The sequence below is a fragment of the Halomonas sp. 25-S5 genome (genome assembly GCF_029889845.1).
Classification (GTDB): Bacteria; Pseudomonadota; Gammaproteobacteria; order Pseudomonadales; family Halomonadaceae; genus Halomonas.
The window spans coordinates 90,527-109,761 of record NZ_JARANV010000012.1; the positions used below are offsets into that span (position 1 = coordinate 90,527).

At 68.3% G+C, this 19,235-nt stretch carries 13 protein-coding genes; 11 read left to right on the forward strand and 2 right to left on the reverse strand.

Annotated features, from left to right (window positions below; all coding sequences use genetic code 11):
- Window positions 1-18: 18 nt before the first annotated feature.
- Window positions 19-843, reverse strand: coding sequence for a carbon-nitrogen hydrolase family protein (locus OP498_RS10470; RefSeq protein ID WP_280547983.1), 825 nt, complete (start codon window positions 841-843; stop codon window positions 19-21).
- 414 nt (window positions 844-1,257) lie between these two features.
- On the opposite strand from OP498_RS10470, the gene OP498_RS10475 reads away from it, so the two are divergent.
- The 7 genes from OP498_RS10475 to OP498_RS10505 all read left to right on the forward strand — a co-directional run bounded on the left by OP498_RS10475 (window position 1,258) and on the right by OP498_RS10505 (window position 11,030).
- Window positions 1,258-2,646, forward strand: coding sequence for a lysine 2,3-aminomutase (locus OP498_RS10475; protein WP_280547982.1), 1,389 nt, complete (start codon window positions 1,258-1,260; stop codon window positions 2,644-2,646).
- A gap of 250 nt (window positions 2,647-2,896) precedes the next feature.
- A complete protein-coding gene (locus tag OP498_RS10480; protein WP_280547981.1) occupies window positions 2,897-3,877 on the forward strand; it encodes a TAXI family TRAP transporter solute-binding subunit in 981 nt (326 codons plus the stop codon).
- Window positions 3,878-4,012: 135 nt separating this feature from the next.
- Window positions 4,013-6,607 (forward strand): TRAP transporter permease, encoded by a 2,595-nt coding sequence (locus tag OP498_RS10485; RefSeq protein WP_280548071.1) that lies wholly within the window; start codon window positions 4,013-4,015, stop codon window positions 6,605-6,607.
- Window positions 6,608-6,620: 13 nt separating this feature from the next.
- Window positions 6,621-7,049: a universal stress protein gene (locus tag OP498_RS10490; RefSeq protein WP_280547980.1), complete on the forward strand. Its 429-nt coding sequence runs from the start codon at window positions 6,621-6,623 to the stop codon at window positions 7,047-7,049.
- 304 nt (window positions 7,050-7,353) lie between these two features.
- Entirely contained in the window at window positions 7,354-8,172 is an 819-nt protein-coding gene (locus OP498_RS10495; protein WP_280547979.1) for a DUF2189 domain-containing protein, read from the forward strand.
- A 136-nt stretch (window positions 8,173-8,308) separates the two neighbouring features.
- The gene (locus OP498_RS10500; protein WP_280547978.1) at window positions 8,309-8,827 is read left to right on the forward strand and encodes a molybdopterin-dependent oxidoreductase; all 519 of its coding nucleotides are present in this window, start codon (window positions 8,309-8,311) and stop codon (window positions 8,825-8,827) included.
- Between the two features lie 25 nt (window positions 8,828-8,852).
- Window positions 8,853-11,030 (forward strand): ATP-binding protein, encoded by a 2,178-nt coding sequence (locus OP498_RS10505; RefSeq protein WP_280547977.1) that lies wholly within the window; start codon window positions 8,853-8,855, stop codon window positions 11,028-11,030.
- Between the two features lie 5 nt (window positions 11,031-11,035).
- Here the strand turns inward: OP498_RS10505 and cra are convergent, their stop codons facing one another.
- Complete coding sequence (cra, locus tag OP498_RS10510; RefSeq protein WP_280547976.1) at window positions 11,036-12,043, reverse strand: catabolite repressor/activator; 1,008 nt, start codon at window positions 12,041-12,043, stop codon at window positions 11,036-11,038.
- Window positions 12,044-12,259: 216 nt separating this feature from the next.
- On the opposite strand from cra, the gene ptsP reads away from it, so the two are divergent.
- From ptsP to pgi, 4 genes are all read left to right on the forward strand, one after another.
- The gene (gene ptsP / locus OP498_RS10515; RefSeq protein ID WP_280547975.1) at window positions 12,260-15,169 is read left to right on the forward strand and encodes a phosphoenolpyruvate--protein phosphotransferase; all 2,910 of its coding nucleotides are present in this window, start codon (window positions 12,260-12,262) and stop codon (window positions 15,167-15,169) included.
- Complete coding sequence (pfkB, locus tag OP498_RS10520) at window positions 15,169-16,143, forward strand: 1-phosphofructokinase (RefSeq protein ID WP_280547974.1); 975 nt, start codon at window positions 15,169-15,171, stop codon at window positions 16,141-16,143. Before ptsP ends, pfkB begins: the two co-directional genes overlap by 1 nt.
- Window positions 16,140-17,912, forward strand: a complete 1,773-nt coding sequence (locus tag OP498_RS10525; protein WP_280553425.1) for a PTS fructose-like transporter subunit IIB — start codon at window positions 16,140-16,142, stop codon at window positions 17,910-17,912. The genes pfkB and OP498_RS10525 overlap by 4 nt, the downstream gene beginning before the upstream one ends.
- Window positions 17,913-17,954: 42 nt before the next feature.
- Window positions 17,955-19,235 (forward strand): glucose-6-phosphate isomerase (gene pgi / locus OP498_RS10530; protein WP_280553426.1); only part of this gene is annotated, 1,281 nt, incomplete at its 3' end.

Sequence of the window (19,235 nt, forward strand, 5' to 3'; positions counted from 1 at the left end):
CCTGACGGCTGATGCGGTTCAGTCTGGTCGCCAGAGCGGCAGGACTTCAAGGTCTTTGCGGCGGTCCCGGGACAGCGGCAGACGCGCTCGCGCCGCCTTTACCGCCTGCTTATCCAGACTCAGCCAGCGCCACTGCTCGTCGCTGCCAAAAGCGAGAGAAGGGTGGTCGTCGTCCACCAGCGGCGGGCAGAACAGCGACTGGCCCCAGGACTCTCCTGCACGGTTGAGGCTCAGCCAGTAGAGCTGATTCTCCATGGCGCGCGTGGTGACGAAAGCGTGCCAGCTGGCGAAGCTGAAGTCCCGGGTGAAGGCCACCGGGTGCAGGATCAGCTCGGCGCCCTCGTCGGTCAGGCGCCTGGCCAGTTCGGGGAAGCGCAGGTCGTAGCAGATCATCACCCCGACCCGCCAGCCGGCGACCTCGGTGACCAGCAGCCGCTCGCCCGGCGAGAAGTGGGCGGCCTCGCCGGAGGCCCCGAACTGGGCGCAGTGCAGCTTGTCGTAGACGCCGGCCAGGCGGCCGTCGGGACCGACCAGTATCTGGCTGATATGGCGCCGGCCAGCGGCGCGCCGGGCCACGCCGAAGGCGATGGTGGTGCCGAGTTCCCGGGCCAGCTCGGCGAACACCCCGACAACCGGGCCGCTCAGGTCGTCGTCCAGGGCCTCCAGGCAGGCAAAGGCCTCGTCGCCGTATTCCTGGGCCGCCAGCTCCGGCAGCACGACCAGGTCGGGGGTGCCCCGGGCACAGGCGCCTCGTATGCGCTCGGCAACGCGGCGCAGGTGGGTGAGCTGCTCATCGCGGCAGCGGGTGCGGGGGATGGCGATCTGGCCGGCGAGTATCTGCATGCGGGCTCCTGTTGCGACCCATGGGGCGCACCGCGCGGCATCCACCGGGGCGCTGGCGTGGAATTCGCAGTCTACCCCCTGCCCGCTCCCCCGTCCGGAGTCACCGATGTTGTTTGCCCCGTGTTTCGCCCCGGCGGTGTTTGCCGCGCTGCTGATCAGCCACCCCCGGGCGCGGAGCCGAACCGGTTCACCCGCGCCGGCTTCGGTATTGCACATTCGTTGCAGTTGTCCGTCAAAAGCGTGACATTCGTTGCAAATCGGCGCAGAAACTTGCAGCGATGTCAGCGAGCCTGTACCAATGGCCACCCTCGAACCACTCGCGGTGCCCCGGTTCTGCCGGCGCAGCGGATGATCTCGTCCGCCGTGCAGGGCCCCATGGCCGCCCGCTGCCGCACAACGACATCAGGAGGTGGCATGAACCAGCGCGTGAACATCGATCTTGGCGATCCCCGGGCCGAGGCCTTCGAGGCCCGCCAGTTCAAGGTCTATACCCACCGCCAGCTGGACAAGATCGAGGCCATCCAGCACCTGCCCGAGGACCTGCGCTTCGACATGCGGGTGGTCAGTCAGGTGTTGCCGTTTCGCGTCAACGAGTACGTGATCGACGAGCTGATCGACTGGAATGACGTGCCCCAGGATCCGGTCTTCCAGCTCACCTTCCCCCAGCGCGGCATGCTGCTCCCCGAGCACTTTGAGGAGGTGGCCGCGCTGATGCGCCGCGACGCCCCCGCCGCCGAGATGAAGCCGGTGATCGAGCGCATCCGCTCCGAACTCAACCCCCACCCGGCGGGGCAGATGGACTTGAACCTGCCGCTGCTCGACGGCGAGCCGCTGCCGGGCATGCAGCACAAGTACCGCGAGACGGTGCTGTTCTTCCCCAGCCAGGGGCAGGTGTGCCACAGCTACTGCACCTTCTGCTTCCGCTGGGCGCAATTCGTCGGCGACAAGGAGCTGAAGTTCGCCTCCAGCGAGGCGGACTCGCTGCACCGCTATCTCGCCGAGCACACCGAGGTGCGTGATCTGCTGATGACCGGCGGCGACCCCATGGTGATGAAGGCCAAGCACCTGCGCCAGTACCTGGAGGGGCTGATGGCGCCGGAGATGGATCATGTCCAGGACATCCGCATCGGTACCAAGAGCCTGACCTTCTGGCCCTACCGCTTCGTCACCGACCCCGATGCCGAGGATATCCTCGCGCTCTTCCGGGAGCTGACGGCGGCCGGCAAGCACGTGGCCTTCATGGCGCACTTCAACCACTGGAAGGAGATGGACACCCCCATCTGCCGCGAGGCGATCCGCCGTATCCGCGCCACCGGGGCGGAGATCCGCACCCAGGCGCCGCTCTTGAAGCATATCAACGACGATGCCGACCAGTGGGCGAGGATGTGGACCACCCAGGTGCGCCTGGGGATGATCCCCTACTATATGTTCGTGGAGCGTGACACCGGTGCCCGCCACTACTTCGAGGTGCCGCTGGTCAAGGCGTGGGAGATCTACCGCGAGGCGATGAAGCAGGTATCGGGCCTGGCGCGCACCGCCCGTGGGCCGTCGATGTCCGCCGATCCGGGCAAGGTGGAGATCCAGGGGGTGACCGAGATCCACGGCGAGAAGGTCTTCGTGCTGCGTTTCATCCAGGGCCGCGACAGCGACTGGGTGCAGCGCCCCTTCTTCGCCAGGTACGACGAGGCCGCCACCTGGCTGAACCAACTGGAGCCCGCGCTGGGGGAGCGCGAGTTCTTCTATGAGGCCGAATTCGCGGCGATGAAGGACGCGAAGCAGGCACTGATCATGAAGGCGTCGTGAGGCATGCCATCCGGGTCCGATGAAGCGGCTTGCGTGAGAAGAAGCGGCGAAAATTAACGCTCTCTAAACGTGCGCGGGGGTCTAGACTCCAACTCATGGAAAAAGGCCACATCAAATGTCCGCTTTTTTCGCTAAAGTAGGAGGGGACGGCAAGGCCGCCGGCAGTCGCGTCACGGGGCTGCCATATCGGAACCCGTTTGCTCAACACGTTTGTTGAAAATAAGTTTGTTGAAAATAAAGAGGTGTGTTCATGAAACGCCATGCATTCTCTGCTGCTGCCTTCACCGGCGCGATTCTGGGGGCCGCGATGTTCGCGTCGCCGGCCATGGCCCAGGATCAAGAGAAGTTCATCACCATCGGTACCGGTGGCCAGACCGGCGTCTACTATGTGGTCGGCCAGTCGGTCTGCCGCCTGGTGAACCGTCTGGAAGACGCCAACATCAAGTGCAACGCGCCCTCCACCGGCGGCTCGGTGGCCAACGTCAACGGCATCAAGTCCGGCGAGCTGGACATGGGCGTGGTCCAGTCCGACGTGCAGTACCAAGCCTACAATGGTACCGGCAACTTCGAGGGTGACGCCTACAAGGACCTGCGCGCGGTCTTCCGCGTCCACGGCGAGCCGCTGACCCTGCTGGCCCGCGCCGATTCCGGCATCGAGACTCTCGATGACCTGGAAGGCAAGCGCGTCAACATCGGTAACCCGGGCTCCGGCCAGCGCAATACCATGGAAGTGGTGATGGAAGCCAAGGGCTGGACCGAGGATACCTTCGCCCTGGCCTCCCAGCTGGATGCCGCCGAGCAGGCCGCGGCCCTGGCCGACAACAACGTCGATGCCATGGTCTATGTGGTCGGCCATCCCAACGGCTCCATCCAGGAGGCCACCACCACCGTGGATGCGCGCCTGATCCCGCTGAATGGCGAGGCCATCGACGGCATCGTCGAGGAGCATCCCTACTACTCCAAGGCGATCATTCCCGGCGGCCTCTACAAGGGCAACGACGAGGACGTCGAGACCTTCGGCGTGGCGGCCACCTTCGTGACCACCGCTCAGGCCGACGAGGAGATTGTCTACCAGACCGTCAAGGCGATCTTCGACAACTTCGACCGTTTCAAGCGCCTGCATCCGGCCTTCGAGAACCTCGATCCGGAAGAGATGGTCACCTCCGGCCTCTCCGCGCCGCTGCACGAGGGGGCCGCCCGCTACTATCGCGAGCAGGGCTGGATCGAGTGATCCGACAACCTGAGGTGATTTCACCTCGGTGAAGAATGCGCGGTCACCCGAGGGGGCCGCGCATTCTGTTTGGGATGCCCAAGGGCATCACCAGCAGGGGTTCCCAGGGCACACGTTACAGAGCAGGGCATGCTTATGACTGAGGACAACAAGAGGACCGCCGGGCACGAGGTCGACCTGGAGGATATGGTCGCCTCGACCGATACCGGGGCCCGCAAGCCGGCCGGGACGCCGGGCAAGCTGCTGGTCAGCATTGCCGCCGTCTGGTCGCTCTTCCAGCTGTGGATCGCGTCCCCGCTGCCGTTCATGATCGGCTTCGGGGTCTTCAACGCCACCGAGTCCCGTTCCATCCATCTGGCCTTCGCGCTCTTCCTGGCCTACATGGCCTATCCGGCGCTCAAGCGCTCGCCCCGCGACCGTATCCCCGTCCAGGACTGGGTGCTGGCGGCGGCGGCGGCCTTCTGCGGCGCCTACATGTTCATGTTCTACGAGCAGCTGGCCCAGCGCCCGGGCGCGCCGATCCTGCAGGACGTGATCATCGGCGTGGCCGGCATCCTGCTGCTCCTCGAGGCCACGCGACGGGCGCTCGGCCCGCCGCTTGCGATCATCGCCTCGATCTTCATCTTCTACTCGCTGGCCGGGCCCTACATGCCGGGCATCCTCTCCCACCGCGGGGTCAGCCTCTTCGGCCTGGTGAACCACCAGTGGCTGACCACCCAGGGGGTCTTCGGCATCGCCCTGGGGGTCTCGACCAGCTTCGTCTTCCTGTTCGTGCTGTTCGGTGCCCTGCTCGACAAGGCCGGGGCCGGCAACTACTTCATCAAGGTCGCCTTCTCGCTGCTGGGCCACTACAAGGGCGGCCCGGCCAAGGCCGCCGTGGTGGCCTCGGGCATGACCGGCCTGATCTCCGGCTCCTCCATCGCCAACGTGGTGACCACCGGTACCTTCACCGTGCCGATGATGAAGCGGGTCGGCTTCTCCGCCGAGAAGGCCGGTGCGGTGGAGGTGTCCTCCTCGGTCAACGGCCAGATCATGCCGCCGGTCATGGGCGCTGCGGCCTTCCTGATGGTCGAGTACGTGGGCATCTCCTACGTGGAGGTGATCAAGCACGCCTTCCTGCCGGCGCTGATCTCCTATATCGCGCTGATCTACATCGTCCACCTCGAGGCCCTCAAGGCCGGCCTGCAGGGGCTGGAGAGCAGCAATCCGCCCAAGCCCCTGGTGCGCAAGGTGATCGGCTTCCTTGGCGGCCTGCTGCTGATGATGATCACGGCCCTCGCGGTCTACTACGGTCTGGGCTGGCTCAAGCCGGTGCTGGGTGATGCCACTCCCTGGGTGGTGGCCGTGGGGCTGGCGGCGATCTATGTGGGACTGCTCAAGGTCGCCTCGCACTATCCCGAGCTGGAGCTCGATGACCCGGACACTCCCATCTACACGTTGCCCCAGACCCGGCCTACGGTGATGGTCGGCCTGCAGTTCATCCTGCCGGTGATCGTGCTGATCTGGTGTCTGATGGTGGAGCGCCTCTCGCCGGGGTTGTCGGCCTTCTGGGCGACGGTGTTCATGGTCTTCATCATCCTCACTCAGCGTCCCATCACGGCGATCTTCCGCGGTCGCAGTGACATGGCGGCGGATCTGCGCGAGGGTGCCCTGGACCTGTGGAACGGCCTGGTCACCGGTGCCCGCAACATGATCGGCATCGGCATCGCCACCGCCACCGCCGGCATCATTGTCGGCGCGGTCTCCCAGACCGGTGTCGGCCTGGTACTGGCCGACGTGGTGGAGATCCTCTCCATGGGCAACCTGATGCTGATCCTGATCTTCACCGCGGTGCTCAGCCTGATCCTCGGCATGGGCCTGCCCACCACGGCCAACTACATCGTGGTCTCGGCGCTGCTGGCCCCGGTGATCGTCCAGCTGGGCGAGCAGAACGGCCTGCTGGTGCCACTGATCGCGGTGCACCTGTTCGTGTTCTACTTCGGGATCATGGCGGACGTCACGCCGCCGGTGGGGCTCGCCTCCTTCGCGGCGGCCGCCGTCTCGGGCGGCGACCCGATCCGCACCGGCTTCCAGGCCTTCTACTACAGCCTGCGCACCGCGGCGCTGCCGTTCCTGTTCATCTTCAACACCGACCTGCTGCTGATCGATGTGACGTTCCTGCAGGGGATAGTGATCTTCGTGGTCTCGACCATCGCCATGCTGATCTTTGCCGCGGCCACCCAGGGCTTCATGATCGCCCGCAACCGCTGGTACGAGTCCATTGTGCTGCTGCTGGTGGCCTTCACCCTCTTCCGGCCGGGCTTCTGGATGGACATGATCCATGACCCCTACGAGTCGGTGCCGCCATCGCAGTTTGTCGAGGCGCTCGGCAGCGTCGACGAGGAGAGCGCCCTGCGCCTGCAGATTCGCGGCGAGGATGACTTCGGCGACCCGCTGACCACCTACATGCAGCTGCCGGTGCCGCAGGGCGAGACCGGCCAGGAGCGCCTGGAGAGCCTGGGCCTCGAGCTGATCATCGAGGACGGTCGGGCCGTGGTCGACATGGTGGCCTACGGCAGCCAGGCCGCGGACCTGGGCTTCGACTTCGACCAGGAGATCATCGAGGTGCTGGCCCCGGTGGACCGCTGGACCAAGGAGCTGATGTGGATCCCGGCCTTCCTGGTGTTCGGCCTGATCGTAGTGATGCAGCGTCGGCGGCGTGATCGCATTGCCGCCGCGGCGTCAGCCTGAAGGAGAGAGCGTCATGTACCAGAAGATCATGTTGCCGGTGGACCTCAACGAGGAGGCCTCCTGGACCAAGGCGCTGCCGACGGCGGTGGCGCTATGCCGCAGCTTCGGCGCGTCGCTGCATGTGGTGACGGTGCTGCCGGACTACCGCATGCCGCTGGTCGGCTCCTACTTTCCCAAGGACTTCGCCAAGAAGGCCCATGAGGCGATCTCCGAGGCCCAGCACGAGTTCATCCGCGAACACGTGCCCGAGGACATCACGGCCCAGAGCGTGATCGTCGACGGCTCCCCCTGGGAGGCCATCATCAAGGCGGCGAAGAAGCTCGAGGTGGACCTGATCGTCATGGCCTCCCACAACAAGCGCAAGTTCGCCGACTACGTGCTCGGGCCCAATGCCGAGCATGTCGTTCATCACACCAAGATCTCGGTGATGATCGTGCGCTGAGCGGGACCACCGTCTTGTGTCGTACCCGACGAACGCCTCCCCTCGAGGGGAGGCGTTCGTGCATGGGCATGCTGGTCAGCGTGGTGATGATGACCTAGGGCAAGACCCTGGCGTGACGCCCTGCACCGCCAGGATATTCTGCGTTGAGTGCCGGGATCCAACCCACCCTGCGAGGTTGGCTGTCGTCGTCTACATTGATCAGGTGTCAAGAGATGAAGGGCGCATGACGGCCGCGTGCCGGGATGTGACCTTGAACCGGCCCGGCAGCACCGGGACTCAACAGGCGGCAAACAGGGGTGTGATCATGAATGCAGCGACGTCAAAAGAGCATGGCAAGGGTGCTGCGCCCAATGTCAGGATCAGCATCCGGTCGGTGGGCATGGACAAGCCGCGAGCCTGGCTGGCAGCAGGGTTCGAGGATTTTCGCCAGGCCATGTCGGTCAGCCTGGCCTACGGCATGTTCTGGGTGGGGCTGAGTGTCGCCGTCACCGCCGGCGCTTTCACGCTGGGTCTCTGGCACTGGCTGCTGCCGCTGGTGGCCGGCTTCATGTTCATCGGCCCCCTGGTGGCGGTGGGTTCCTACGGCATCAGCCGTGCCCTGGAGGCAGGCCGTCCCCCCAACCTGGGCGATGCCTTCGGCGGCTGGAAGGGCCATGCGGGGCAGCTGGCGATGATGGGCGTGATGATGATGATCTTCTTCCTCGCCTGGATTCGCCTGGCGACTCTGCTGTTCGCGTTGTTCTTCGGCCTCGAGGCCCCCAGCCCCGAAACGCTCTACGCCTCGCTGCTGACTACCACCGATGGCCTGGTGATGCTGGCGGTAGGCACCGCGATCGGCGCCGTCCTGGCGTTCGGCGCCTTCACCATCAGCGTGGTGGCCATTCCGACCCTGATGGACCAGGATCTGACCTTCATGGAGGGCATCGAGGCCAGCATCCGTTCGGTATCGAAGAACTTCCGTCCGATGCTGTTGTGGGCGATGATCCTCATCGGCTGCGTGCTGGTCGGGGTGATGACCTTCTACATCGGCCTGGCACTGATCCTGCCGGTCCTGGGCCACGCCAGCTGGCACGCCTACGAGGACCTGGTGCGCATCGAGCCGGTGGAGGAGCTGAAGAGCTGACGCGATCTCCCCGTAAGTACTGGAAACCTCAGGGGGCGCTCGGCGCCCCCTGAGGTTTTTACAGGACGCTCTCCTGACCTCCGACGCCGAATCGCGTACGCTTGGAGCACCTTTCCCGTTCGCAGGAAGCCTGCCGATGCTGACCGGTATCGCCCTTCGTCCGCTCGTATTGCTGCTCTTGGCCCTGGTGCCGTTCTCCATCGCCCTGGCTGCGCCGCTACCGGCGCCCACCGGGAAAGTGCTGCTGACCCTCAGTGGTGACATCGCGCACGCCAATGTGGGCGACGAGGCGCAATTCGACCGGGCCATGCTCGAGGCCCTGCCGGCGCGGGTCATCGAGACCCATACGCCCTGGCATCGCGACAGGGGACGCTACCAGGGCCCGCTGGTCCTGGCCCTGCTCGAGGCGGTCGGTGCCGATGATGTTGAGCAGGTGCGCATCCGGGCGCTCAACCACTACGAGGCGGAGGTCCCGGTGGCGGATTTCCGGCGCCACGGCGTGATCCTGGCCATGACCCGCGACGGCGAGCCGCTGACTATCCGCGAGTACGGGCCGCTGTTCGTGCTCTACCCCTTCGACGACCGCCCCGAACTGCTCACCGAGGCCATCCGCTTCCGCTCGGTGTGGCAAGTCGAGCGGATCATCGTGCCCTGAGCCTGGCCGGCTGCGGAGGCCTGAATTGCTGCGCTATCCCCTGCGTCTCAAGCTGGGTGCCATCGCCGCCCTGGTGTTCTTCGCCGCCGCCCTGGTGGTGGTCGGCCTGGTGGCCTGGCGCCAGGACAGCCTGGCCGAGAGCGTGGGCGGGGATGCCGCCTGGCACGCCTACAAGCTCGACCGGGACACGGTGCAGCTGCGCAACTTCCTCATCGACCGCTCTGGCGAGTCGCTGCAGGCCCTGCGCCTGCGCTTCGAGCTGCTCTATAGCCGTCTCACCTTGCTGCAGGATGGCGACATCACCGAGCTGCTCGGCAACATTCGCGTGGCCGAGCAGCTGGTGCTGGAGATCGAGCGACACCTGCAGGCCCTGGACCAGCAGATTCGTGACCTCGAGCGCCTCGATGACGTCGCCCGGGCCAGCCTGATCCAGCGACTCGAGGCCCTGGGCGGCGTGACCGAGCGGTTAATCATCGCCATCAACGGCCACCTGGCCGAGACCACCACTCGGGAACGCGAGCGGCTGCAGACCCTCTATGGCGTGCTGCTGCTGCTGATCCTGGCCATGAGCCTGGCGGGTTCGCTGGTGGTCGCCTTCCTGTTTCGTGAGGCCCGCGACAATGCCGCCGCCCGGCGGGACCTGGAGACGCTGAGCCGTGAGCTGGAGGTCACCGCCCGACAGGCCGAGTTGGCCAACCGTGCCAAGTCGGAGTTCCTGGCCACCGTCAGTCACGAGATCCGTACCCCGCTCAACGGCGTCATCGGCATGAGCGACCTGCTGCAGGACCAACCGCTTCCCGACCGGGCGCGTCACTATGCCGACACCATCCATGACAGCGCCCGGTTGTTGCTCGAGTTGATCAACGACATCCTGGACTTCTCCAAGATCGAGGCCCAGCGCCTGGAGCTCGAGGCGCGCCCCTTCGCCCTCGGCGAGCTGGTCGATGGGGCCATCTCGCTGTTCGCGCCCCGCGCCGAGGCCCGGGGCATTCGCCTGGCGTGCGAGCTGGATCCCGGGCTGCCGCCGTATCTCGTGGGGGATGCCGGCCGACTGCGCCAGGTGCTGCTCAACCTGCTCTCCAACGCCATCAAGTTCACCGAGCAGGGCGAGGTTCGCTTGCGGGTGCAGGACGAGGGCGAGGGGCAGGTGCTGTTCGAGGTCATCGACACGGGGGGCGGGATCGCCTCCGGCCGCCAGGACCAGCTGTTCGAGCCCTTCCAGCAGGGCGACCCCTCCACCGCCCGACGCTTCGGCGGCACCGGCCTGGGGCTGGCCATCAGCAAGCGGCTGGTGGAGGCTCAGGGAGGGCGTATCGGGCTGAAGAGCGAGGTGGGCCACGGCAGCCGCTTCTGGTTCGTGTTGCCGCTGAGCGAGGCGGACAGCGGCGAGGCGGCGGAGAACGCGGTGGCGGCGGTCCCCGAGCAGCGTGTGGCCGATGCCGGGTTGCTGGTGGTCGAGGACAATCCGGTCAACCAGCAGGTCGCCCGTGCCATGCTCGAACGGCTGGGCTGCCGGGTCAGCGTGGCCGACTCGGCGGACGCGGCGCTCCGCCAGGCGGCCCGGGAACGCTTCGACCTGATCTTCATGGACGTGCAGCTGCCCGGCATGGACGGGCTGGAGGCGACGCGCCGGCTGCGTGCCCGCGGCGGCTGGTCGTCCGAGGTGCCGGTGGTGGCCATGACCGCCGGGGGGCCGGGCGGGGACCGGGCCCGCTGCCTGGCGGCCGGCATGAATGGCTACCTCACCAAGCCCCTGTTCCAGGATGCCCTGATGGCCACGCTGCAGCGACACCTGCGCCAGGGGGGGAGGACGTCCGGTGTCGGGCGTCCTGTCGTCACGGCGGGGAAGAATCCGGCCGGCCAGCCGCTGGAAGCCGCCACCCTCTCGGCACTGGGCGAGAGCCTGGGCGAGCAGGGACTGGCCGCCCTGATCACCCTCTTCCGGCAACAGGCGGCTGAGCACCTGGCGGGCCTGGAGCAGGCCGTGGCGGAGGCGGCGCCTCGCCGGGTCGAGTACCTCGCCCACCAGCTCAAGGGGGAGTCCTCGAGCCTGGGCGCGGTGAAGGTGGCCGGGCTGGCCACTCGGCTGGAACGCCTGGGCAGAGAGGGGCGGCTGGACGAGGTGGCGGTCGCGCTGGGTGCCCTGCATCGCTGCCTGGCCGTGACCCTGACGTCGCTGGAGGCCTGGACGCCGGGTGAGTGAGCCCCTCAGGCCCGGCTGGCGGCCCGCCCGGGAAGGCGCCAGCGCAGGTGGCGCGCGACCACCTGCAGGCCGGGCCGGTAGTCGCCCCGCGAGGCGGCGAGGGCACAGGCCAGGGTCAGGGTGGCGATGCGGTCATGGTCCTGGACGGCGGCGTTGACCGGCAGGGGCAGGAAGTCCAGCAGGCGGCTGTCGCCGAAGGTGGCCAGGCGCAGTGCTGGCGGCAGGCCGCCACCCTCTAGCAGCACGTCGAAGACCCCGTCGAGCAGGGTGTAGGAGGCGGTGACCAGGGCGTCGGGCATGCCGTGGCCATCGAGCAGCTCGCGCATCAGCCGGGCCCCCTCGACGCGGTCGTAGCGCTGAGCGCCGCAGGTGATCACCTCCAGCGGAGGATGGTCGGCCAGTGCCTGCTGGAAGCCGGCGCGGCGCTCGCGGCTGATCGACAGGGCCGGGACCGCATCCAGCCAGGCGATACTCGACACCCCGTCATCGAGCACCGAGCGGGTCAGCCACTCGGCGGCCTCGCGGTCGTTGCTGACCACGCTGGCGAAGTGGCGCGGGTCGAGGCCACGGTCCACGGCCACCACTGGCAGGCCGGCCGCCATCAGTTCGGCATAGAAGGGGTCCTCCATGGGCAGGCAGCTGGCAGTGATCAGCACCTCGCAGCGCTGGGCGCGCAGCGCCAGGGCCAGCTCGCGCTCGCTCTCCGGGTCGTCGTCGGAGCCGACGATCAGCAGCCGATAGCCCGCCTCTCGGGCACCGCGCTCGAGCCGCTTGGCCAGGCGTGCATAGCTGACGTTCTCCAGGTCGGGGATGATCAGCCCCAGGAGGCGGCTCGCCCCCCGACGCAGCGCGGCGGCCTGGGCGTCGACCCGATAGCCGTGCTGCGCCACCACGGCCATCACTCGGTCGATGGTCGCCTGGCTGATGCGCCGCCCCCGGGCCTTTCCGTTGATGACATAGCTGGCCGTGGTGCGGGAGACCCCGGCCTGGCGAGCGATTTCAGCGAGTGTCATGAGTGTCCTCGGTAACGGGTGGGGCGATTCTACGCCACTGACCGTGGCCGCCACCCCCTGCCAAAGTCGTAGTGTGTCGGCCTTGCCAACCAGTATGAATCGATTCAGCATGAATGACATCACAGGTGACACGATTCAGCCAGCAAGCGCATCGATCTCCGAGACGGCTGAGCGAGAGGCGACCACCGCCCGTCACCGAGCGAACAGGAGAAACCCATGTTGACCCTACGCCAGGACGATATCCTGCTCGATTGTCGGGCCGAAGATTGGCGCATGGCGCTGGATCATGCCGCCGAGGCCCTGCACGAGGCGGGCATGGTCGAGCGCGGTTACCGCGATGGCCTGCTCGACCGCGAGGCGCAGTCCTCGACCTTCCTGGGCAATGCCATCGCCATTCCCCACGGCACCCCCGAGAGCCGCCAGCACGTGCGCCGAACCGGTGTACGCGTGCTGCAGTTCCCGGACGGCATCGAGTGGCACGACGGCAACCGCGTGCATGTGCTGGTGACCATCGCCGCCCAGAGCGATGAGCACCTGGATATCCTGCGCCAGCTGACCCATGTGCTGGACCGCGAGGGCGTCGCCGAGCGCCTGGCTGCCGCCGGCTCCCGCAGCGAGATCGCCGGGCTGCTCTCGAAGGCGGTGGTGGAGGCGCGACTGGATGCCGAGACCCTCTGTCTGGGCTTTCCCGCCCGTGACCGCCAGGAGCTGGCGCTGGCCGGGGCGGCGCGCCTGCGCCAGGCCGGTTGCGTGGGCAGCGACTTCGTGGCCAGCGTCGCCGAACGCGCCCCCCAGGGGCTCGGCCAGGGGCTCTGGCTGGTCAGCAGCGATCGTGGTGTCGAGGTGCCGGCGCTGTCGCTGGCGACCTCCGACGCGGTCCTGGAGGAGGCGGGCGAGCCGGTGACTGGTGTCTTCTGCCTGGCCGCCCAGGGCGATGCTCACCGCGGCCTGCTGGAGCGCATCCTCGCCCTGCTGGACGCCGGTGTCGCACGCGAGCTGCACGGCCTCGATGCCGAGACGCTGCTGGCGCGACTCGCCGGCGAATCCGCCGCGGCCCGCACCCGCCCGGCCCGGGTGCTCAATGCCCATGGCCTGCACGCCCGGCCGGCCAAGCAGCTGGTACAGGTGGCGCGTGCACAGGGCCTGGCGATCCGCGTGCGCCTGGCCGACGGCGGCTTCGATGCGGTCTCGGCCAGCAGCCTGACCAAGGTGATCAACCTGGGCGCGCGCCGCGGGCAGCAGCTCATCTTCTCGGCCGAGGGGGAGGGGGCCGAGGCCGCCCTGGAGGCGGTCTGCAACGCCGTGGCCGAAGGGCTCGGTGAGCAGGTGCTGCCCTTCGACGAGAGCCGCGAGCAGACGGCGGCGGTGGTCGACGAGCCGGCAGCGGAGCCGCTGCCGGCCGACCAGCCCCACCCGGCCGTGGCCGCCTCCCCGGGGCTGGCCATCGCGCCGGTCTTCGTGCTGCGCACGCCGCACTTCGACTATCCCCAGCGGGCCGAGGATCCCGCCGCCGAGGTGCGCCGCCTCGAGCAGGCGATCCGCGAGGGCAGCGAGCAGCTCGAGGCCCTGGTGCGCGAGGCCCGTGGCGGTGAAGTCGCCCAGATTCTCTCCATGCACGAGGAGATGCTGGGCGACCCCGAGCTTTTCGAGGCCGCCCGGGAGCAGATCCAGGAAGGTCGATCCGCCGAGGCCGCCTGGTGGGACGCCATCGAGACCGCCGCCCACGCCCAGGAGATGCTCGCCGACCGGCTGCTCGCCGAGCGCGCCGCCGACCTGCGCGACGTCGGCCGGCGGGTGCTGGGTGTCCTCTGCCATGTCGAGCTCCCCGACCCGCCGGACCACCCCTACATCCTGGTCACCGACGATGTCGGCCCCTCCGATGTGGCCCGCCTCGATACCTCCCGGGTGCGCGGCCTGCTCACCGCCCGCGGCGGCGCCACCTCCCACAGCGCGATTCTGGCCCGGGCACTGGGCATTCCCGCGGTGGTGGGGGCCGGCAAGCGGGTGCTGACCCTGGAGGACGGCAGCGAGCTGATTCTCGATGGCGAGCGCGGTCGGATCGTCCCGGCCCCCTCCGCCGATCGTCGCGAGGCCGCCGAGCAGCGCCTGGCCGAGCACCGCCGCCGCGAGGCCGAGGCTTGGGAGGCGCGCTTCCAGGAGGCCCGCACCCGTGACGGCCACCGCGTCGAGGTGGCCGCCAACCTGGGCAACACCGCCCATGCCGCCGATGCCGTGGAGCGTGGCGCCGAGGGCGTCGGCCTGCTGCGCACCGAGTTCCTGTTCATGGCCCATGCCCAGGAGCCGGACCTCGACACCCAGATCGCCGAGTACCGCGAGGCTCTGGAGGCCCTGGACGGCCGCCCGCTGGTGGCGCGCACCCTGGACGTCGGCGGCGACAAGCCGCTGCCCTACTGGCCGGTGCCGAAGGAGGACAACCCCTTCCTCGGCCTGCGCGGCATACGCCTGGCTCTCACCCGCCCGCAGGTCCTGGAGACCCAGTTCCGCGCCATGCTGATGGCGGCGGCAGGCGGTCCTGCGGCCGGCGCTCCGGCGGCCGGCGTTCCAAGCAACGACAAGCCGCTGCGCATCATGCTGCCGATGGTCAAGGACGTCAGCGAGTTTCGCGCCGCCAAGGCGATCCTCGACCGCCTGCTCGAGGAGATTCCCGAGGCCGAGCGGACCACCGACGTCCAGCTCGGGGTGATGATCGAGGTGCCCTCCTGCGCCCTGCTGGCGCCGACCCTGGCCGCCGAGGTGGACTTCTTCTCGGTGGGGACCAACGACCTGACCCAGTACACCCTGGCCATCGACCGCGGCCACCCGGAGCTTTCCGCCCAGTCCGATGGCTTGCACCCGGCGGTGCTCAAGCTGATCGAGATGACCGTTGCCGCCGCCCATGCCCAGGGCAAGTGGGTCGGGGTCTGCGGGGAGCTCGCCAGTGACGCCGTCGCCGTGCCGGTGCTGGTGGGACTCGGCGTCGACGAGCTGTCGGTCAGCGCCCGCCAGGTGCCGATGGTCAAGGCGCGGCTGCGCGAGTTCGACCTCGAGGAGGCCCGCCGCCAGGCCGAGCTGGCCCTGGCCCAGGCCACCAGCGAGGCGGTTCGCGACGCCCTGGAGGTGCGCTGATGGCCCGCATCCTGACCCTCACCCTCAATCCCGCCCTGGACCTCTCGGTGAGCCTCGACAGCCTGTTGCCGGGCGAGGTCAATCGCACCCGCGAGACGCACCTCGCCGCCGCCGGCAAGGGCGTCAACGTGGCCCGGGTGCTGGTCGCCCTCGGCCACGAAGTCAGCGTCTCGGGCTTCCTCGGCGCCGACAACGACGGCCCCTTCCTGCGCGCCTTCGAGGCCCTGGCGGTGGAGGACGCCTTCATCCGGGTGCCCGGCGAGACGCGGATCAACGCCAAGATCGCCGAGGCCGACGGACGGGTCACCGATATCAACGGACCGGGCGCCACCATCGGTGCTGATGCCTGGCAGCGCCTGCTCGACGGGCTCGACGCCCGCGCCGCCGACCCCCGGCGGCGTCCCGAGGCGGTGGTGATCGCCGGCAGCCTGCCGCCGGGAGTGTCTCCCGAGGACCTCGCCGACCTGGTCGCCCGCCTGCGCGCGGCCGACCTGCCGGTATGGGTCGACACCAGTGGCGAGGCCCTGGGAGCGGCCATCGAGGCACGCCCCTCGGCGGTCAAGCCCAACGAGCAGGAACTGGCCGCCTGGGCAGACACCTCGCTGACCAGCGCCAACGCCCGGCTCAAGGCAGCGCTCAGGCTCTATGCTCACGGGGTCGAGGAGGCGCTGATCTCCGCCGGCCCCGAGGGCGTGCTCTGGGTCAGCCGGCGCGGCGCCTGGCAGGCGCTGCCGCCGCGTCTGGATGTCGCCAGCACCGTGGGTGCCGGCGACACCCTGGTCGCCGCCATGCTGCACGGCGTGCTCTCGGGGCATCCCCCCGAGCAGGCGCTGCGCCTGGCCACGGCGCTGTCCGCCGAATCCGTCCGCCATGTCGGCGTGGGTGACCCCCACGCCCCGGACTTCCCGCAACTCCAACAACAGACTCGCGTTCGTCGTCTCAACGACGTCGATGCGGGGGGAGCTCTCGCATGAACACCATCATCATCACCGCCTGCCCCAGCGGCATGGCCACCACCTTCCTCGCCGCCCGCCGCCTCGAACAGGCCGCCGAGCGCCTCGGCTGGCAGACCCATGTCGAGATGCACGGCGAGCTCGAGCCGCACACCCCGGTCAGTGCCGAGGCCATCGCCGCCGCCGATCTGGTGGTGGTCGCCGCCGATCACGTGCCGGTGCCGGAGCGTTTCGCCGGCAAGCGCCTGTTCCGCGCCTCCATCGACCAGGCGCTGCCCGACCCGCGTGCCTTCCTCGAGCGCGCCAGCCGCGAGGCCAGCGACTTCCAGCCATCGGCGCAAGAGGCCACCCCGGCGGCGCCCGCCGGCAACCCCGACGGCGCCCGACGCGACGGCGCCCGAAAGATCGTGGCGGTGACCGCCTGTCCGACCGGCGTGGCCCATACCTTCATGGCCGCCGAGGCGCTGGCCGAGGCGGGCAAGTCGCTGGGCCACGAGATCCGCGTGGAGACCCAGGGGTCGGTGGGCGCCCAGGACCAGCTCACCGAAGAGGAGATCGCCGCGGCCGACCTGGTGATCCTCGCCTGTGACATCGAGGTCGACCCGACCCGCTTCGCTGGCAAGCGCGTTTACCGCACCTCCACCGGCAATGCGCTGAAGAAGCCGAAGCCAACCATCGAGGCGGCACTCAAAGAGGCCGAGGTGGAACAGGCGGGCGGCGCCGCGTCGTCGGGTCAGGGCGAGGCGAAGAAGGGGGCCAAGGAGAAGGGCGTCTACAAGCACCTGCTCACCGGGGTGTCCTTCATGCTGCCGATGGTGGTGGCGGGGGGCCTGCTGATCGCGCTGTCCTTCGTGTTCGGCATCGAGGCCTTCAAGGAGGAGGGAACCCTGGCCGCGGCGCTGATGCAGATCGGCGGGGGCACCGCCTTTGCGCTGATGGTGCCGGTGCTGGCCGGCTATATCGCCTATTCGATCGCCGACCGCCCGGGCATCGCGCCGGGGATGATCGGCGGCATGCTGGCCTCGGAGATCGGCGCCGGCTTCATCGGCGGTATCCTGGCCGGTTTCCTGGCCGGTTACGTTGCCAAGGCGGTCGCCCAACACGTCAAACTGCCCTCGAGCATCGAGTCCCTCAAGCCGATCCTGATCATCCCGCTGATCGCCAGCCTGTTCACCGGTCTGGTGATGATCTACGTGGTCGGCGAGCCGGTGGCGGCCATCCTCTCGGCGCTGACCACCTTCCTCGAGAACATGGGCTCGGCCAACGCCGTGCTGCTGGGCATCCTGCTCGGCTCGATGATGTGCTTCGACATGGGCGGGCCGGTCAACAAGGCCGCCTACACCTTCGGCGTGGGGTTGCTGGCCTCGGAGACCTATGCGCCGATGGCCGCCGTGATGGCCGCGGGCATGGTGCCGGCGATCGGCATGGGCATCGCCAGCTTCGTCGCCAAGGCGAAGTTCTCCGAGCCCGAGCGCGAGGCAGGCAAGGCCTCCTTCGTGCTCGGGCTGTGCTTCATCAGCGAGGGCGCCATCCCCTTCGCCGCCAAGGACCCGCTGCGGGTCATCCCGGTGTGCATGGTCGGCGGGGCGATCACCGGTGCCATCTCGATGCTGGTCGGTGCCAAGCTGATGGCGCCGCATGGCGGCATCTTCGTGCTGCTGATCCCCAACGCCATCAGCCCGGTGCTGCTGTATCTCGCCGCCATCGTCATCGGCTCGCTGGTGACTGGCCTGGGCTATGCAGCGATCAAGCGCGGCGGCCAGGCGGTATCCGTGAGCGCCACCGCCTGAGCCGTCGGGCGGACAGGCTTTTCAGATAACAAGAGGTCAACCATGTTCCAGCTCACCCGCAGCGTCACCTGGCAGGCCCTCAAGGGCCTGCAGGAGACCACCGCCAACGACCGCATCCGCGACTACTTCGCCGCCGACCCTAAGCGCTTCGAGACGATGAGCCTGCGCGTCGGCGGGCTGTTCCTCGACTACTCCAAGCAGCCGGTCTCCGAGGCGGTACTGGCCAAGCTGATCGAGCTTGCCGAGCACTCGGCACTGGTCCAGCGCCGCGCCCAGATGTTCTCCGGCGACATCATCAACGTCACCGAGAACCGCCCCGTTCTCCATACCGCCCTGCGCAACCTCGGCAAGGGGCCGCTCAAGGTCGACGGCCAGGACGTGATGCCGGAGATCCAGCGCACCCGTGAGCAGATTCGCGTCTTCTCCGAGGCGGTGCGCAGCGGCGAGTGGACGGGTTACAGCGGCCAGCGCATCACCGATGTGGTCAACATCGGCATCGGCGGCTCGGATCTCGGCCCCAACATGGCCTGCCGGGCGCTGCTCAAGTACCGTCACCCCGAGCTCAGCTTTCACTTCGTCTCCAACGTCGACGGCGCGCATATCCAGAAGGTGCTCAGCCGCCTCGACCCGGCCACCACCCTGTTCATCGTCTCCACCAAGACCTTCTCCACCCAGGAGACGCTGCTCAACGCCCATACCGCGCGTCGCTGGTTCCTGGACAACGCCGGCCCGGACGCCGACGTGGGGGCGCACTTCATCGCCGCCTCCACCAACAAGGCGGCGGCCATGGCCTTCGGCATCCGCGAGGAGAACGTCTTCGAGTTCTGGGCCTGGGTCGGCGGGCGCTACTCGATGTGGTCGTCCATCGGCCTGCCCATCGCGCTGTCCATCGGCTTCGAGGGCTTCATGGAGCTGCTCGAGGGCGCCTACGAGATGGACCGGCACTTCCTCTCCGCGCCCTTCGCCGAGAACATGCCGGTGCTGATGGCGCTGATCGGCATCTGGCACATCAACTTCCAGGGCGCCGAGACCCAGGCCATCGTGCCCTACGACCAGGCGCTGCATCAGCTGCCGGCCTTCCTGCAGCAGCTCGACATGGAGTCCAACGGCAAGTCGGTGGACATCTTCGGCCACCCGGTGGACTACAAGACCGGGCCCATCGTCTGGGGCCAGACCGGTTCCAACGGCCAGCACGCCTTCTTCCAGCTGCTCCACCAGGGCACCCGCTACGTGCCCCTCGACTTCATCGCCTCGCTCAAGCCCGAGCCGGGCATGGAGGAGCACCACTTCGCGCTGCTCACCAACATGCTGGCCCAGGCCAAC

Coding starts and splice junctions, on each gene's coding strand:
- OP498_RS10470 (WP_280547983.1), bottom strand. CDS start 843: ATGCAGATACTCGCCGGCCAGATCGCCATCCCCCGCACCCGCTGCCGC.
- OP498_RS10475 (WP_280547982.1), top strand. CDS start 1,258: ATGAACCAGCGCGTGAACATCGATCTTGGCGATCCCCGGGCCGAGGCC.
- OP498_RS10480 (WP_280547981.1), top strand. CDS start 2,897: ATGAAACGCCATGCATTCTCTGCTGCTGCCTTCACCGGCGCGATTCTG.
- OP498_RS10485 (WP_280548071.1), top strand. CDS start 4,013: ATGACTGAGGACAACAAGAGGACCGCCGGGCACGAGGTCGACCTGGAG.
- OP498_RS10490 (WP_280547980.1), top strand. CDS start 6,621: ATGTACCAGAAGATCATGTTGCCGGTGGACCTCAACGAGGAGGCCTCC.
- OP498_RS10495 (WP_280547979.1), top strand. CDS start 7,354: ATGAATGCAGCGACGTCAAAAGAGCATGGCAAGGGTGCTGCGCCCAAT.
- OP498_RS10500 (WP_280547978.1), top strand. CDS start 8,309: ATGCTGACCGGTATCGCCCTTCGTCCGCTCGTATTGCTGCTCTTGGCC.
- cra (WP_280547976.1), bottom strand. CDS start 12,043: ATGACACTCGCTGAAATCGCTCGCCAGGCCGGGGTCTCCCGCACCACG.
- ptsP (WP_280547975.1), top strand. CDS start 12,260: ATGTTGACCCTACGCCAGGACGATATCCTGCTCGATTGTCGGGCCGAA.
- pfkB (WP_280547974.1), top strand. CDS start 15,169: ATGGCCCGCATCCTGACCCTCACCCTCAATCCCGCCCTGGACCTCTCG.
- OP498_RS10525 (WP_280553425.1), top strand. CDS start 16,140: ATGAACACCATCATCATCACCGCCTGCCCCAGCGGCATGGCCACCACC.